The following is a 14,151-nucleotide window of genomic DNA, read 5'->3' on the forward strand; positions in this document are numbered from 1 at the left end:
GTTCCAGACCCTTGACGACTCCTCACCCGGATGGTTCCGCACCCTCCCCCGATCTGAAGGCCCCATGCCTCCCACCCTCGCGTCGCTCGTCCACCATTCCGCGCTGAAGCTCACCGTGCGGGCGGGCGAGGACCGTCTGGACGTGCCGGTGCGCTGGGCGCACGTCAGCGAGCTCGCGGACCCCGTGCCGTACATGGAGGGCGGGGAGCTGCTGCTGATCACCGCGCTCAAGCTGGACGCGGAGGACCCGGAGGCGATGGGGCGCTATGTGCGGCGGCTGTCGAAGGCCGGCGTGGTCGGGCTCGGTTTCGCCGTCGGCGTCAACTACGACGAGATCCCGCAGGCGCTCGTGGACGCGGCCGAGGAGGAGAACCTGCCCCTGCTGGAGGTGCCGCGCCGCACGCCCTTCCTCGCGATCAGCAAGGCGGTGTCGGCGGCCATCGCGGCCGACCAGTACCGGGCGGTGACCGCGGGGTTCGCGGCTCAGCGCGAGCTGACGAAGCAGGCTCTCACGGGCGGCGCCGAGGGGCTGCTCCGCGCGCTCGCCGCCCAGGTCGACGGGTGGGCGGCGCTGTACGACGCGTCGGGCGCCGTGGTGGCGGCCGCACCCGAGTGGGCCGCCCGGCGGGCCGCACGGCTCACGGCGGAGGTGGAGCGGCTGCGGGAGCGGCCGACCCCGGCCTCCGCGGTCGTCGGGGGCGGCGGCGGGCCGGTGCGCGCCGCGTCCGAGGACCGCCACGACGACCGGGTCGAACTGCACTCGCTGGGCACCGGACGGCGTCCTCGCGCGGCGCTCGCCGTCGGCACCGCCGCGGCTCCGGGCACCGCCGAGCGGTACGCCGTCCACTCGGCCATCGCCCTGCTCACCCTCACCACGGAACGCTCGCGCTCGCTGTACGCGGCGCAGCAGCGGATCGGCGCGGCGGTGCTGCGGATGCTGCTGGCGGGCGAACCGGACCACGCGCGGGCCGTCGCCGGGCACCTGTACGGCGATCTGCTCGACGTCCCCTTCCGGGTGATCGTCGCCGACTCGGTGCCGGCCCCGGTCACGCGGACGCACCCGGAGGGGCAGGGTCCGCTCGCGGCCCGGTCGCCTGCTCCGTCCGACACGGCCGGCGACCCGTTCGGCGGTCTCGTCGAGGCTCTCGAGTCGGCGGCCGCCCGGGCCGGCGAGGCCGTGCTGGTGGTGCCCGAGGGCGAGCGGCTGGTGGCGCTGGTCACGGACGGCGGCGCGGCCGTGTCGGCGTGCGCCCGGTATGCGACGGCACTGGAGGCCTCCCGGGCGGACGGGGGCGGCGGGGCCGAGGCCGACCCGGGGGACGAGCTCGTGGTGGGCCTGTCCGCGCCGGCCGGGCCGATCGCGGCGGCGGCCGCCTACAAGCAGTCGGAGCAGGCCCTGTCCGTGGCGCGACGACGGGGCCGGGTGTTCGTGGAGCACGAGCGGCTGGCGGCGGGTTCGGTGCTGCCGCTGCTCGCGGACGACGCGGTGAAGGCGTTCGCGGACAGCCTGCTGCGCGCCCTGCACGAGCACGACGCGACCGGCCGCGGCGATCTGGTGGCCTCTCTGCGGGCCTGGCTCTCCCGCCACGGGCAGTGGGACGCGGCCGCGGCCGACCTGGGCGTCCACCGCCACACCTTGCGCTACCGGATGCGCCGGGTGGAGGAGATCCTCGGCCGCTCCCTGGACGACCCGGACGTCCGCATGGAGCTGTGGCTGGCCCTCAAGACGACGTCGGCGGACTGAGCGTTGTGTCGCGGCGACGCCGCGCCCGGCCCCGCGCGCGGCCCGGCGCTCCCCTCGGCCGGGTCACAGGGCACATGAGCACGCGGCCGTTCCGGCGCCGTGCCGGCCGCACGGGCGGCCGGCCTGAGAACGCTCGACGCGCCTTCGGGTCGGGGGACGTGGGGGCGCGCCGGCACGGGCGGGACGGCGGTGGGGGCGTCCGGTCGGTCAGCCGCCCTCTCCGACGGCCGGCCCCGCCGCCGCCTCGTGCATCGCCAGTTCGAGGAGTGCCGCGTCGGTCAGCGTGCCGGAGCCGTCCGGCGTCACCAGCCAGCGCACTCCCCTGGTCGAGCGGCCCGGATAGGGCACGACGATCCAGGTGCCGGCCCCCGCGGTGCGGATGCCGGTGCCGAGCCAGCGCGCCGCCGTCCCCGGCGCCACGAAGAACCCCATGCGGTCGTCGCCGAAGTCGACGAGCACCGGGCCCGGCCGGTCGAGGATCCGGGTGAGCACGTCGAGGGTGGGATAGCCGAGCGTGCCCGGCAGGATGAGCACGTCCCAGGCCCGGCCCGCGGGCAGCAGCGCCACCCCGAGCGGGTTGCGCTCCCACTCCCACCGGCACGCCTCGGGATCCGGTGCGACGGATGCCAGCCAGTCGACCGCCGTCTTCGCCCCAGCCATGTGAGGACCTCCCTCTCGCTCGTGGACACGGGGTCGCGTCCACGAGGGAGAGGGAGGTCGGCGGCGAGCATTACGCGGGTTCGGGCCACCCGTACGGGTGAACCGGCTCACACTCCGCGGACCGGGTTCCCGGCACCGCGCCCCGCGGGCCGGGCCCCACGGGGCGGCGCTCCGCGGGTCACGGTCCGCCGGTCACGGTCCGCCGGTCACGGTCCATGGGTCGCGCTCCGGCGGCTCAGCTGTCGAAGCCGAGCCCCAGCTTGTCCATGGTCTTCAGCCACAGGTTGCGCCGGCCGCCGTGCGCGTCGGCGCGGGCCAGGGACCACTTGGTGAGGGCGATGCCGGTCCAGGCGAAGGGCTCGGGCGGGAAGGGCAGCGGCTTCCTGCGGACCATCTCCAGCCGTGTCCGCTCGGTGCTCTCCCCCGCCAGCAGGTCGAGCATCACCTCGGCGCCGAAGCGGGTCGCCCCGACGCCCAGGCCGGTGTACCCGGCCGCATAGGCGACCTTGCCCTGGTGCGCGGTGCCGAAGAACGCCGAGAAGCGCGAGCAGGTGTCGATCGCCCCGCCCCACGCGTGCGTGAAGCGGACGCCCTCCAGCTGCGGGAAGCAGGTGAAGAAGTGTCCGGCGAGCTTCGCGTAGGTCTCCGGACGGTCGTCGTACTCCGCGCGCACCCGGCCCCCGTAGGGGTAGACGGCGTCGTACCCGCCCCACAGGATCCGGTTGTCGGCGGACAGCCGGAAGTAGTGGAACTGGTTGGCGCTGTCCCCGAGTCCCTGCCGGTTCTTCCAACCGATCGAGTCGAGCTGTGCCGGGGTCAGCGGTTCGGTCATCAGCGCGTAGTCGTAGACCGGGACGGTGTACGCCCGCACGCGCTTGACCAGGTTCGGGAAGATGTTCGTGCCCAGGGCCACCTGCCGGGCGCGGACCTGCCCGTACGGCGTGTGGACGGCCGTCCCCGCGCCGTACGGCTTCAGGTCCAGCGCGGGCGTGTGCTCGTACACCCGTACCCCGAGACGGACGCACGCCCGCTTCAGGCCCCAGACGAGCTTGGCGGGGTGGAGCATGGCCACGCCCCGGCGGTCGTGCAGGCCCGCCCGGAAGGTGGGCGAGGCGACCTGCTCGCGCACCGCTTCCGCGTCGAGGAACTCGATGCCGTCGGCGAGGCCCCTGCTCTCGAGCTCCTCGTACCACTCGCGCAGTTCCCGTGCCTGGTACTCCTCGGTGGCGACGTCGATCTCGCCGGTGCGCTCGAAGTCGCAGTCGATCCCGTGCCGGGCGATCGCCGCCTCGATCCCGTCGAGGTTGCGCATCCCCAGCTCCTCCAGCCGGTGGATCTCGTCCGGCCAGCGGGCCAGCCCGTTGGACAGCCCGTGGGTGAGGGAGGCGGCGCAGAACCCTCCGTTGCGGCCCGAGGCGGCCCAGCCCACCTCGCGGCCCTCCAGCAGCACCACGTCCCGCTGCGGGTCTCGCTCCTTGGCGACGAGCGCGGTCCACAGTCCGCTGTACCCGCCCCCGACGACCAGCAGATCGCAGGTCTCGGGGCCGGTGAGCGCGGGCTCGGGGCGGGGCCTGCCCGGGTCTTCCAGCCAGTACGGGACCGGCTGTGCGTCGGAAAGAGAAGTGATCCACCGGTTCATGGCGCCTGGGGCCATGATGTCAACTCCCTACAGGGCCTCTCGGCTTCGAGCTCTATGCCTTTTGTCTGTTGCGGCGGTTGCTGACGACCATCGACGTCAGCACCAGCAGGACGGCGACCAGGAACATGGCCGTGCCGATGACGTTGATCTGGACGGGCGTTCCGCGCTGCGCCGAGCCCCACACGAACATGGGGAAGGTGACGGTCGAGCCCGCGTTGAAATTGGTGATGATGAAATCGTCGAAGGAGAGCGCGAAGGCGAGCAGCGCGCCCGCGGCGATTCCGGGCGCCGCGATGGGCAGCGTGACGCGCAGGAACGTCTGCGCCGGCCCGGCGTAGAGATCCTGGGCGGCCTGCTCCAGTCGGGGGTCCATCGACATGACGCGCGCCTTGACCGCCGTCACGACGAAGCTCAGGCAGAACATGATGTGCGCGATGAGGATCGTCCAGAAGCCCAGCTGCGCGCCCAGGTTGAGGAAGAGGGTGAGCAGCGAGGCGGCCATGACGACCTCGGGCATCGCCATCGGCAGGAAGATCAGCGAGTTCACGGCGCCCCGCGCGCGGAAGCGGTAGCGGACCAGCGCGAAGGCGATCATCGTGCCGAGGAGGGTGGCGCCGAGAGTCGCCCAGACGGCGATCTGGAGGCTGAGCGACAGCGAGCCGCAGAGGCCGGCGACCCCGCACGGGTCCTGCCAGGCGTCGGTGGAGAACTGCTGCCACTCGTAGTTGAAGCGGCCTTTCGGTTTGTTGAAGGAGAACACGGTGACGACGACGTTCGGCAGGAGGAGATAGCCGAGCGTGAGAAGTCCCGCGATGACCACGAAATGGCGCTTGAGCCAGTTGATGAGGGACATTCAGACCAGATCCTCCGTCCCCGACCTGCGGATGTAGAAGGTGACCATGAAGAGGATCGTGGCCATGAGGATGAAGGAGAGGGCCGCCGCCGTCGGGTAGTCCAGCACGCGCAGGAACTGCGTCTGGATGACGTTTCCGATCATGCGGGTGTCGGTCGAGCCGAGGAGTTCCGCGTTGACGTAGTCGCCGGCCGCCGGGATGAAGGTGAGCAGGGTGCCGGAGACCACGCCCGGCATCGACAGCGGGAAGGTGACCTTGCGGAAGACGGTGGCCGGCGTGGCGTACAGGTCGCCGGCCGCCTCGTGCAGCCGTCCGTCGATGCGCTCCAGCGAGGAGTACAGCGGAAGGATCATGAACGGCAGGAAGTTGTACGTCAGACCGCAGACCACCGCCAGGGGCGTGGCGAGGACGCGGTCGCCCGCGGTCCAGCCGAGCCAGCTGGTGACGTCGAGGACGTGCAGGGTGTTCAGGGCGCCGACGACGGGGCCGCCGTCCGCGAGGATCGTCTTCCAGGCGAGGGTGCGGATCAGGAAGCTGGTGAAGAACGGCGCGATCACCAGGATCATGATCAGGTTCCGCCAGCGGCCCGCCCGGAAGGCGATCAGGTAGGCCAGCGGGTAGCCGAGCGCCAGGCACAGGATCGTGGCGGCGCCCGCGTAGAGGACCGAGCGCAGGAACTGCGGCCAGTACGCGCTGAGGGCGTCCCAGTAGGTCGCGAAGTGCCAGGTGACCTTGTAGCCCTCCTCCAGGGAGCCCGTCTGCACGGACGTGGAGGCCTGGTAGATCATCGGCAGCGCGAAGAACACGACCAGCCAGAGCAGGCCGGGCAGCAGCAGCCAGTACGGCGTCAGCCGGCCGCGCTTGCGGGGCGGCTTCTTCGTCGGCGCCGTCGGGGAGAGAGGCGGGGGCGCCTCGGTGAGCGTCGCCATCTCAGACCGCCGTCTCTTCCTGGATGCCCGCGGAGCCCGTCGTCCCGGCGAGCAGGGACTGGGCCGCGTCCAGGCCGAAGGTGTGGGCCGGGCTCCAGTGCAGGACCACGTCGGCGCCGGGGACGAGCCGGGTGTCGCGGTCGACGTTCTGGACGTAGACCTCGAACTCCGGACAGACCGAGCTGTCGATCACGTACTGGGTGGAGACGCCGATGAACGAGGAGTCGGCGATCTTCCCGGTGATCCGGTTGCGGCCCTCGGGGATCTCGCCGGCGTCGTCGGCGTGGGTCAGGGAGATCTTCTCGGGGCGTACGCCGACCAGCACCCTGCCGCCGTTCGTGGTGGGTGCGGCGCAGCGCGTCACGGGCAGCACGAGCTTTCCGTCGCCCGCCTTGAGCACGATGTCGTCACCGGCCTTGGAGTCGACCTCGGCCTCGATGAGGTTGGAGGTGCCGAGGAAGTTGGCGACGAACGTGGTGTGCGGGTTCTCGTAGAGGTCGGCCGGGGAGCCGAGTTGTTCGACTCGGCCCCCGTTCATCACGGCGACCGTGTCGGCCATCGTCATGGCCTCCTCCTGGTCGTGCGTGACGTGGACGAAGGTGATGCCGACCTCGGTCTGGATGCGCTTGAGCTCCAGCTGCATCTGGCGGCGCAGCTTGAGGTCGAGGGCGCCGAGCGGCTCGTCGAGCAGCAGGACCTTGGGGTGGTTGATCAGGGCGCGGGCCACGGCGACGCGCTGCTGCTGGCCGCCGGAGAGCTGGTGGGGTTTCTTGCGGGCCTGTTCCCCGAGCTGCACGAGCTCCAGCATGTCCTCGACCTGCTTCTTGACGCTCTTTATGCCGCGCCGGCGCAGGCCGAAGGCGACGTTCTCGAAGATGTCGAGGTGCGGGAAGAGGGCGTAGGACTGGAAGACGGTGTTCACCGGCCGCTTGTAGGGCGGGAGCGCCGTCACGTCTTGATCGCCGAGGTGGACGGTCCCGGAGGAGGGTTCCTCCAGGCCGGCGATCATGCGCAGGGTGGTGGTCTTGCCGCAGCCGGACGCGCCGAGCAGGGCGAAGAAGGAGCCCTGCGGGACGGTCAGGTCCAGCGGGTGCACGGCGGTGAAGGAGCCGTAGGTCTTGCTGATGCCGGTGAGGCGGACGTCGCCGCTGCCGCTGTCGGTCGTCTTCATCGTCGTCACGCCCCAGTGAGCTTTGCGAACTTGGCCTGGTAGGCGGTCTCTTCCTTCGAGCTCAGGGAGCGGAAGGCGTGGGACTTCGCCTGCATGGCCTTGTCGGGAAGGATCAGCGGGTTGTCCGCCGCCGACTTGTCGATCTTGGCGAGGTACGGTTTCACGTCCGCGACCGGACTCACGTAGTTGATGTACGCGGCGAGCTCGGCAGCCGGCTCGGGCTCGTAGTAGTAGTCGATCAGCCGCTCGGCGTTCGTCTTGTGGCGCGCCTTGTTGGGGATCAGCATGTTGTCGGTCGACGTCATGTAGCCGCTGTCCGGGACGACGTAGCCGACGTCCGGGTTGTCGGCCTGGAGCTGCACGATGTCGCCGGCCCAGGCGACGCAGGCCGCCAGGTCGCCCTTGCTGAGATCGGACGTGTAGTCGTTGCCGGTGAAGCGGCGGATCTGGCCTTTGTCGACCGCCTTCTGGAGGCGGGCGATGACCGCGTCGTAGTCGTCGTCGGTGAACCTCGCCGGGTCCTTGCCCATGTCGAGCATGGTCATGCCGACGGTGTCGCGCATCTCGGTCAGCAGGCCGACCCGGCCCTTGAGCGCCGGGGTGTCGAGCAGGTCGGAGACCGACTTCACCTCGACGCCGTCGAGCGCCTTCTTGTTGTAGGCGACGACCGTCGAGATGCCCTGCCAGGGATACGAGTAGGCACGGCCCGGGTCCCAGTCGGGGCTGCGGAACTGGCTCGACAGGTTGGCGAAGGCGTGCGGCAGGTTGGACGCGTCCAGCTTCTGGACGTATCCGAGCCTGATCATGCGGGCGGCCAGCCAGTCGGTGAGGACGATGAGGTCGCGGCCGGTGTCCTGGCCGGCGGCGAGCTGCGGCTGGATCTTGCCGAAGAACTCGTCGTTGTCGTTGATGTCCTCGGTGTACTTGACCGTGATGCCGGTCCGCTTGCGGAACGCGTCCAGCGTGGGACGGTGCTTCCCGCTGTCGTCCACGTCGATGTACTCCGGCCAGTTGGAGAAGTTGACGACCTTCTCCTTCGCCGAGTGGTCGTCGGCGGAGACGCCGCCCTGTGACTTGCCGGCGGCGGGGATTCCGCAGCCGGCAAGCGCTCCGAGGCCGCCCAGGGCGAGCGCGCCGCCGGCGGAGGCGCGCAACAGCGACCGGCGGGTCATGGCCGCCCTGGCGTTGCGGAAACTGCGCCGTACGGCGGCCAGTTCGGCCGGGCTCAGGCGGTCGGGCTCGTACTGCTCCATGCGCGTGGTGCCCTTTCGGGAGGTCAGGCCGTGGTCCGCGGCCGTTCGTCGTCGCTTATGAGTCCCCGAAGACCGTGCGGTGCCAGGGCTTGCGGGCCACCGCCGTGTTATCGAACATAACGTGCTTTACCTGGGTGTATTCCTCGAACGAATACGCTGACATGTCCTTGCCGAAGCCGGACGCCTTGTAACCGCCGTGCGGCATCTCGCTGATGATCGGGATGTGGTCGTTGATCCACACGCACCCGGCCTTGATCTCTCGTGTGGCGCGGTTCGCCCGGAAGACGTCCCGGGTCCACGCGGAGGCCGCGAGCCCGTAGGGGGTGTCGTTGGCGAGCCGGACGCCCTCGTCGTCGGTGTCGAACGGCAGGACGACCAGCACCGGACCGAAGATCTCCGACTGGACGGCCTCGCTGTCCTGGGCGGCGTCCGCGATCAGGGTGGGCAGATAGTAGGCGCCGTTCTTGAGGTCGCCCTGGGGCGCCTCGCCGCCCGTCACCACGCGCGCGTAGCCGCGCGCCCGGTCGACGAAGGCGGCGACCCGGTCGCGCTGCGCGTGCGACACGAGCGGGCCGAGGTCCGTGCCCGCGGCGAACGGGTCCCCTACCCGCACGGTCTCCATCAGCGCGGCCGTCCGCTCGATGAAGGCCTCGTAAAGAGGCCGTTGCACGTACGCGCGCGTGGCGGCCGTGCAGTCCTGCCCGGTGTTGATGAGCGAGCCGGCGACCGCGCCGTGGACGGCGGCCTCCAGGTCGGCGTCCTCGAAGACGACGAAGGGCGCCTTGCCGCCGAGCTCGAGGTGGAGTCGCTTGACGGTCGCGGTGGCGATCTCGGCGACCCGCCTGCCGACGGCGGTGGAGCCGGTGAAGGAGGTCATGACGACGTCGGGGTGGCCGACCAGGTGCTCGCCCGCCTCCCGTCCGGTCCCGTTGACGATGTTGATCACACCGTCGGGAATCCCGGCCTCCGACGCCGCTCGGGCGAACATCAGCGAGGTGAGCGGGGTGAGCTCGGCGGGCTTGAGCACGATCGTGTTGCCCGCGGCGATCGCCGGGAGGATCTTCCAGGCCGCCATCTGGAGGGGGTAGTTCCAGGGCGCGACGGAGCCGACGACGCCGATGGGTTCCCGGCGGACGTACGAGGTGTGGTCGCCGGAGTACTCGCCGGCGGACTGGCCCGCGAGATGCCGGGCGGCGCCGGCGAAGAACGAGGTGTTGTCGATCGTCCCCGGGACGTCGAACTCCCGGGTCAGCTTCAGCGGCTTGCCGCACTGCAGGGACTCGGCGCGGGCGAAGTCGTCGGCGCGGTCGGCGAGGACCGCGGCGAAACGGTGCAGGGCGTCGGAACGCTTGCCGGGCGTGGCGCCCGCCCAGCCGGGAAACGCGGCGCGGGCCGCGGCGACGGCCGCGTCGACGGTGTCCGTGCCCGCCAGGTCGTAGGTGCAGACCTCCTCACCGGTGGCGGGGTCGATCACGGCGTGGGCGTGCCCCGACTCGCCGCGGGCGAGGCGGCCGTCGATGTACTGGGCGCCTTCCGCGAACAGCTGCTGTGCGGGGAACCGGTCCTGCATGTCGCTCTCCTCCGCCTTCGCCCCGCTGTGCGCGGGGGCGGGTGGCGTAGCTCCAGCCTGATTTGATTGCCGATCCTGACAGAGCAAAGGCACTCCAACAAGTGATTCCGTTGTTGCCTTTTGGTTACGCGACGGAATCTGTCGGCGAGGGGTCGACCAGGTGTCGAGTCGCGACGGAAAAGGCAGGACGCTCTGTCAGTGGCACGTGCCATCCTCTGCTGCATGGAGACGATCGACAGCCGGGAGTCCCTGGTCAGGGCCGTCCGGGCGGGGGCCGGGATCAAGTACCTGCACTTCTGGGGCCACCGTCCGCGGCCGGACGGACGGATCGGCGCGAGCTGCCTCAGCCAGTGGTGGCCGTCACCGTTCGTGGTCGACAAGGTCGCCTACGCGACGGCGGAGCACTGGATGATGGCCGCGAAAGCGCGGCTCTTCGCGGACCCGGAGGCCGAGGAGCGGGTGCTGGCCGCCCGGTCGCCCGCCGAGGCGAAGAAGGAGGGGCGGCTGGTCCGCGGCTTCGACGACACAGCGTGGGAGCGCGAGCGGTTCCGGATCGTCGTCGAGGGCAGCGTCCACAAGTTCGCCTCGGACCCCGCGCTGAGCTCGTTCCTGCTGGGCACCCGCTCGAGGGTGCTGGTCGAGGCGAGCCCGATGGACCGCGTGTGGGGCATCGGCCTGACAGCGGACGACGAGGCGGCGATGAACCCCGAGCGGTGGCGCGGCCTGAACCTGCTGGGCTTCGCACTGATGCAGGCCAGGGAGCGGCTGCTCACAGACGCCTGAGGCGCCCGGGGGCGGGGCGGGGACGGTTCGGTTCTAGGGGGCCACGAACGTCAGGACGCCCACGCCGATCGCCAGCACCAGGCCCACCGCGCCGCAGATGATGCCGGCCAGCGCCTGACCCGGGTTCGAGGCCTCACCCCGGCGGGCCTTTCCGCGCCCGATCGCGCCGAACACGACGCCGAGGATGCCGAAGACGATGGCCAGCGGCCACAGACAGAAAACGACCGCGGCCAGGATCCCCAGGACCAGTCCGGCCACGCCTGTGCCGTTGTTGTCCCCTGCACCGGCGCCGCCCCAGCCGTAGAGCCCGGGCGCACCGCCGTAGTGCGGTGGGGACGGATAGCCATAGCCGCCGGCGTATCCGTACGGGATCTGCCCGGGCCCGTCGGGGGCGATGGGCGGCGGGGGGACCGGCCCGCCGTGGGCCGGAGGGGCAAAGTGCCCGGGGGGCGGCCCGCCCGCGGCCGTGGCGGGGTCCGGCGGCGGAAAGCCGCCGAGCGTGCCGCCCGGCTGCGGGCTCCCGAAGGGATCGGCCCAGGGCTGCGGCGTCACGCCGGGCAGCGAGGTCATCGTCCGCTGGTCGTGGACGGAGGCCGGCGCCCGGTCCTGCGCCGCGGGGCCGGCGCCGGGGGCCGGCGGTTGGTTCGCGGCGACGGTGTGGCCGGGGCCGCTCTGCGCCGCGCCGCCGGGCGCCGCCCACGGGCTCGGGGCGGGCGGGGAGGCTGCGCCCGGAGCACCGCCGGCCGGGGCGGCCTTGTCCAACGGCACCCGGGGCGTCGTCCCGGGCTGCGCGTCCCGCGGTCCGTCCGTCGCGTCGGAGGCGGGTGCGGGCCACGGGTCGCGGGCGGCGTCACCGGCCGGAGTCGGCGCGTCGTCGGACATGCGTGGATCCCCCTTGTCGCCCCTCGACGGGCGGTGGCTCTGCGTTCCGTCATCCGTACGCCGTTCCGCCCTGCGTACGTTCCGTCATGCTACGGCCCGCGGCCATCGAGAACGGCAGCGGGCCGCACCCCGCGCAAGACCGACGGCCCCCCTCCACCGCCGCGCCACCGCGCTTTCGCGCTCCCGCGCCACCGCGGCTCGGCCTCTCCCCCGCCGCAGGGCCTCCGCGCCGCCGCGCCGCCGCACCACCCCACCACCGCGCCTCCGCACCTCCCCACCACCGCGCCTCCGCACCACCCCACCTCTGCGCCTCCGCGCCTCCGCACCTCCCCACCACCGCGCCTCCGCACCACCCCACCTCTGCGCCTCCGCGCCTCCGTGCCGCCGCGCCACCCCACCACCGCGCCACCGCGCCACCCCACCTCTGCGCCACCGCGCCACCCCACCTCTGCGCTTCCGTGCCTCCGTGCCGCCGCGCCACCCCACCACCGCGCCTCCGCGCCACCCCACCTCCGCGCCTCCGTGCCTCCGCGCCTCCGCGCCTCCGCACCACCGCGCCACCGCGCCACCGCGCCTCCGCCTACGATGATCGGGACTCATCGATCAGCCGATCACCCGCGTCCCGTCCGGCCCGCTGGGCCCGGGGCGCCGTCCCGGGGAGGACCCCATGACCGACCGCCTCGACGCACCCTCAGCAGCCGCCCCCGGCTCCCCGGTCCCCGGCGTGCCCGCCGGCCCCACCGCGGCTGCTGCGGCCGGCGCCCGCGACCTGCACGCCTTCATCGCCGGGCTGCCCAAGGCCGAGCTGCACGTCCACCACGTCGGCTCCGCGTCCCCCCGCATCGTCTCCGAGCTGGCCGCCCGGCACCCCGACTCCAAGGTGCCCACCGACCCCGAGGCCCTCGCCGACTACTTCACCTTCACGGACTTCGCCCACTTCATCGAGGTCTATCTGTCCGTCGTGGATCTCATCCGCACCCCGGAGGACGTCCGGCTGCTCACCTACGAGGTCGCCCGGGACCTGGCCCGTCAGCGGGTGCGGTACGCCGAGCTGACCGTCACCCCGTTCTCCTCGACCCGGCGCGGCATCGACGAACGCGCCTTCATGGACGCCATCGAGGATGCTCGCAAGGCGGCCGAGGCGGAGTTCGGGACCGTGCTGCGCTGGTGCTTCGACATCCCCGGCGAGGCGGGTCTCGAGGCGGCCGAGGAGACGGCACGGCTCGCCACCGACGACCGGATCCGCCCGGAGGGGCTGGTCTCCTTCGGGCTCGGCGGGCCCGAGGTCGGTGTGGAACGCCCGCAGTTCAAGCCGTACTTCGACCGGGCGATCGCCGCCGGGCTGCGGTCGGCGCCGCACGCCGGCGAGACCACCGGCCCGCAGACGGTGTGGGACGCGCTGACGCATCTGCGTGCCGAGCGCATCGGCCACGGCACCAGCTCCGCACAGGACGAGAAGCTGCTCGCGCACCTCGCCGAACACCGCATCGCCCTGGAGGTGTGCCCGACGTCGAACATCGCCACGCGTGCGGTCCGCACCCTCGACGAGCACCCGATCAAGGAGTTCGTGCAGGCCGGCGTCCTGGTCACCGTCAACTCCGACGACCCGCCCATGTTCGGCACCGACCTGAACAACGAGTACGCGGTCGCCGCCCGGCTCCTCGGCCTCGACGAGCGTGGCGTCGCCGATCTCGCGCAGAACGCGGTCGAGGCGGCCTTCCTGGACGAGGCCGGCAAGGCCCGACTGCGGACCGAGATCGACGCGTACACCACCGGGTGGCTCGCCCCCTGACCTGAGCTCCCGATCCCATGCCCACGCCGGGTCCGGCCCGGGTCCGGGTCCGGGTCCCATCCGATCCGGGTCCGATCCGGGTCCGGGTCCGGGTCCGGGTCCCATCCGGGTCCGGGTCCGGGTCCCATCCGGGTCCGTCTCCGGGTCCGGACACAATGGGCCCATGCAGAACGTGACCGCCGTGGCCCACCGCGGCGACCCCTACCGTCTCCGTGAGAACACGATCCCTTCACTGCGTTCCGCGCTCGACCTGGGCGCGGACGCCGTGGAGTGCGACGTACGGCTCACCAGGGACGGCGTGCCCGTGCTGCTGCACGACGCGACCTTGAAGCGGCTGTGGGCGCACGACCGTCCGCTGGCCTCGTTGTCCGCGGCCGAGGTGCGCGGGCTGACGGCCGGCGCGGTGCCGACGCTCGCGGAGGCCCTCGCGGCGACCGAGGGCAGCCGGCTGATGCTCGACCTGCCCGGGACCCGGGAGGTGGGCGCGGCACGGCGGATCGTCGACGCCGTGCGCGAGGCCGGGGCGGCGGACCGGGTGTACTACTGCGCGGGCCCCGTCGCGATGCTCGCCGTGCGCGCCGCCGACCCGGCCGCCGAGATCGCGCTCACCTGCACGAGCCTGGCGCCCCCGCGTCCGGCGCTGCTCGCGGCGGTGCGGCCGCGCTGGCTCAACTACCGCTTCTCCCTGGTGGACCGGGAGCTCGCCGCGCGCGTCCACCGGGACGGCCGTCTGCTCTCCGTCTGGACCCCCGACACCCGCCGCTCCCTGCGCCGGCTCATCGGCCTGGGCGTCGACTCGATCACCACGAACCGCGTCGACCTCCTGACCGCGCTGCGCAAGGAGGGCTGAGCCCCTCGGGCCGTCTGACACCGG

The 14,151-nt window shown here is 72.3% G+C and carries 12 protein-coding genes; 4 read left to right on the plus strand and 8 right to left on the minus strand.

Annotated features, from left to right (window positions below; all coding sequences use genetic code 11):
- Nucleotides 1-64: 64 nt before the first annotated feature.
- Nucleotides 65-1,744, plus strand: coding sequence for a PucR family transcriptional regulator (locus ACN6LD_RS03320; protein ID WP_445042485.1), 1,680 nt, complete (start codon nucleotides 65-67; stop codon nucleotides 1,742-1,744).
- 207 nt (nucleotides 1,745-1,951) lie between these two features.
- On the opposite strand, the gene ACN6LD_RS03325 is transcribed toward ACN6LD_RS03320, so the two are convergent.
- The 7 genes from ACN6LD_RS03325 to ACN6LD_RS03355 form a co-directional block, all read right to left on the minus strand.
- Nucleotides 1,952-2,404 carry a hypothetical protein gene (locus ACN6LD_RS03325; RefSeq protein ID WP_319194973.1) on the minus strand — a complete coding sequence of 151 codons (453 nt, stop codon included), beginning with the start codon at nucleotides 2,402-2,404 and terminating at the stop codon, nucleotides 1,952-1,954.
- A gap of 235 nt (nucleotides 2,405-2,639) precedes the next feature.
- Nucleotides 2,640-4,058 (minus strand): NAD(P)/FAD-dependent oxidoreductase, encoded by a 1,419-nt coding sequence (locus ACN6LD_RS03330; RefSeq protein WP_445042486.1) that lies wholly within the window; start codon nucleotides 4,056-4,058, stop codon nucleotides 2,640-2,642.
- 37 nt (nucleotides 4,059-4,095) lie between these two features.
- Nucleotides 4,096-4,896, minus strand: coding sequence for an ABC transporter permease (locus tag ACN6LD_RS03335; RefSeq protein ID WP_319194977.1), 801 nt, complete (start codon nucleotides 4,894-4,896; stop codon nucleotides 4,096-4,098).
- Nucleotides 4,897-5,826 (minus strand): ABC transporter permease, encoded by a 930-nt coding sequence (locus tag ACN6LD_RS03340; protein ID WP_445042487.1) that lies wholly within the window; start codon nucleotides 5,824-5,826, stop codon nucleotides 4,897-4,899.
- Nucleotide 5,827: 1 nt separating this feature from the next.
- The gene (locus tag ACN6LD_RS03345; protein WP_319194980.1) at nucleotides 5,828-6,997 is read right to left on the minus strand and encodes an ABC transporter ATP-binding protein; all 1,170 of its coding nucleotides are present in this window, start codon (nucleotides 6,995-6,997) and stop codon (nucleotides 5,828-5,830) included.
- A 5-nt stretch (nucleotides 6,998-7,002) separates the two neighbouring features.
- Nucleotides 7,003-8,250: an ABC transporter substrate-binding protein gene (locus ACN6LD_RS03350; protein WP_445042488.1), complete on the minus strand. Its 1,248-nt coding sequence runs from the start codon at nucleotides 8,248-8,250 to the stop codon at nucleotides 7,003-7,005.
- A 55-nt stretch (nucleotides 8,251-8,305) separates the two neighbouring features.
- Entirely contained in the window at nucleotides 8,306-9,820 is a 1,515-nt protein-coding gene (locus tag ACN6LD_RS03355; RefSeq protein WP_445042489.1) for a gamma-aminobutyraldehyde dehydrogenase, read from the minus strand.
- Between the two features lie 222 nt (nucleotides 9,821-10,042).
- Between ACN6LD_RS03355 and ACN6LD_RS03360 the strand changes: the two genes are divergently transcribed.
- On the plus strand, nucleotides 10,043-10,603 hold the full coding sequence (locus ACN6LD_RS03360) for an NADAR family protein (RefSeq protein WP_319194986.1): 561 nt from the start codon (nucleotides 10,043-10,045) through the stop codon (nucleotides 10,601-10,603).
- A gap of 33 nt (nucleotides 10,604-10,636) precedes the next feature.
- On the opposite strand, the gene ACN6LD_RS03365 is transcribed toward ACN6LD_RS03360, so the two are convergent.
- Nucleotides 10,637-11,485: a DUF4190 domain-containing protein gene (locus ACN6LD_RS03365; RefSeq protein WP_445042490.1), complete on the minus strand. Its 849-nt coding sequence runs from the start codon at nucleotides 11,483-11,485 to the stop codon at nucleotides 10,637-10,639.
- 667 nt (nucleotides 11,486-12,152) lie between these two features.
- On the opposite strand from ACN6LD_RS03365, the gene ACN6LD_RS03370 reads away from it, so the two are divergent.
- Both ACN6LD_RS03370 and ACN6LD_RS03375 read left to right on the plus strand, forming a co-directional pair.
- Nucleotides 12,153-13,277, plus strand: coding sequence for an adenosine deaminase (locus ACN6LD_RS03370; protein ID WP_445042491.1), 1,125 nt, complete (start codon nucleotides 12,153-12,155; stop codon nucleotides 13,275-13,277).
- 163 nt (nucleotides 13,278-13,440) lie between these two features.
- Nucleotides 13,441-14,127 (plus strand): glycerophosphodiester phosphodiesterase, encoded by a 687-nt coding sequence (locus ACN6LD_RS03375; protein ID WP_319198056.1) that lies wholly within the window; start codon nucleotides 13,441-13,443, stop codon nucleotides 14,125-14,127.
- Nucleotides 14,128-14,151 lie beyond the last annotated feature (24 nt).

This window comes from Streptomyces sp. SAS_272, from assembly GCF_052543235.1.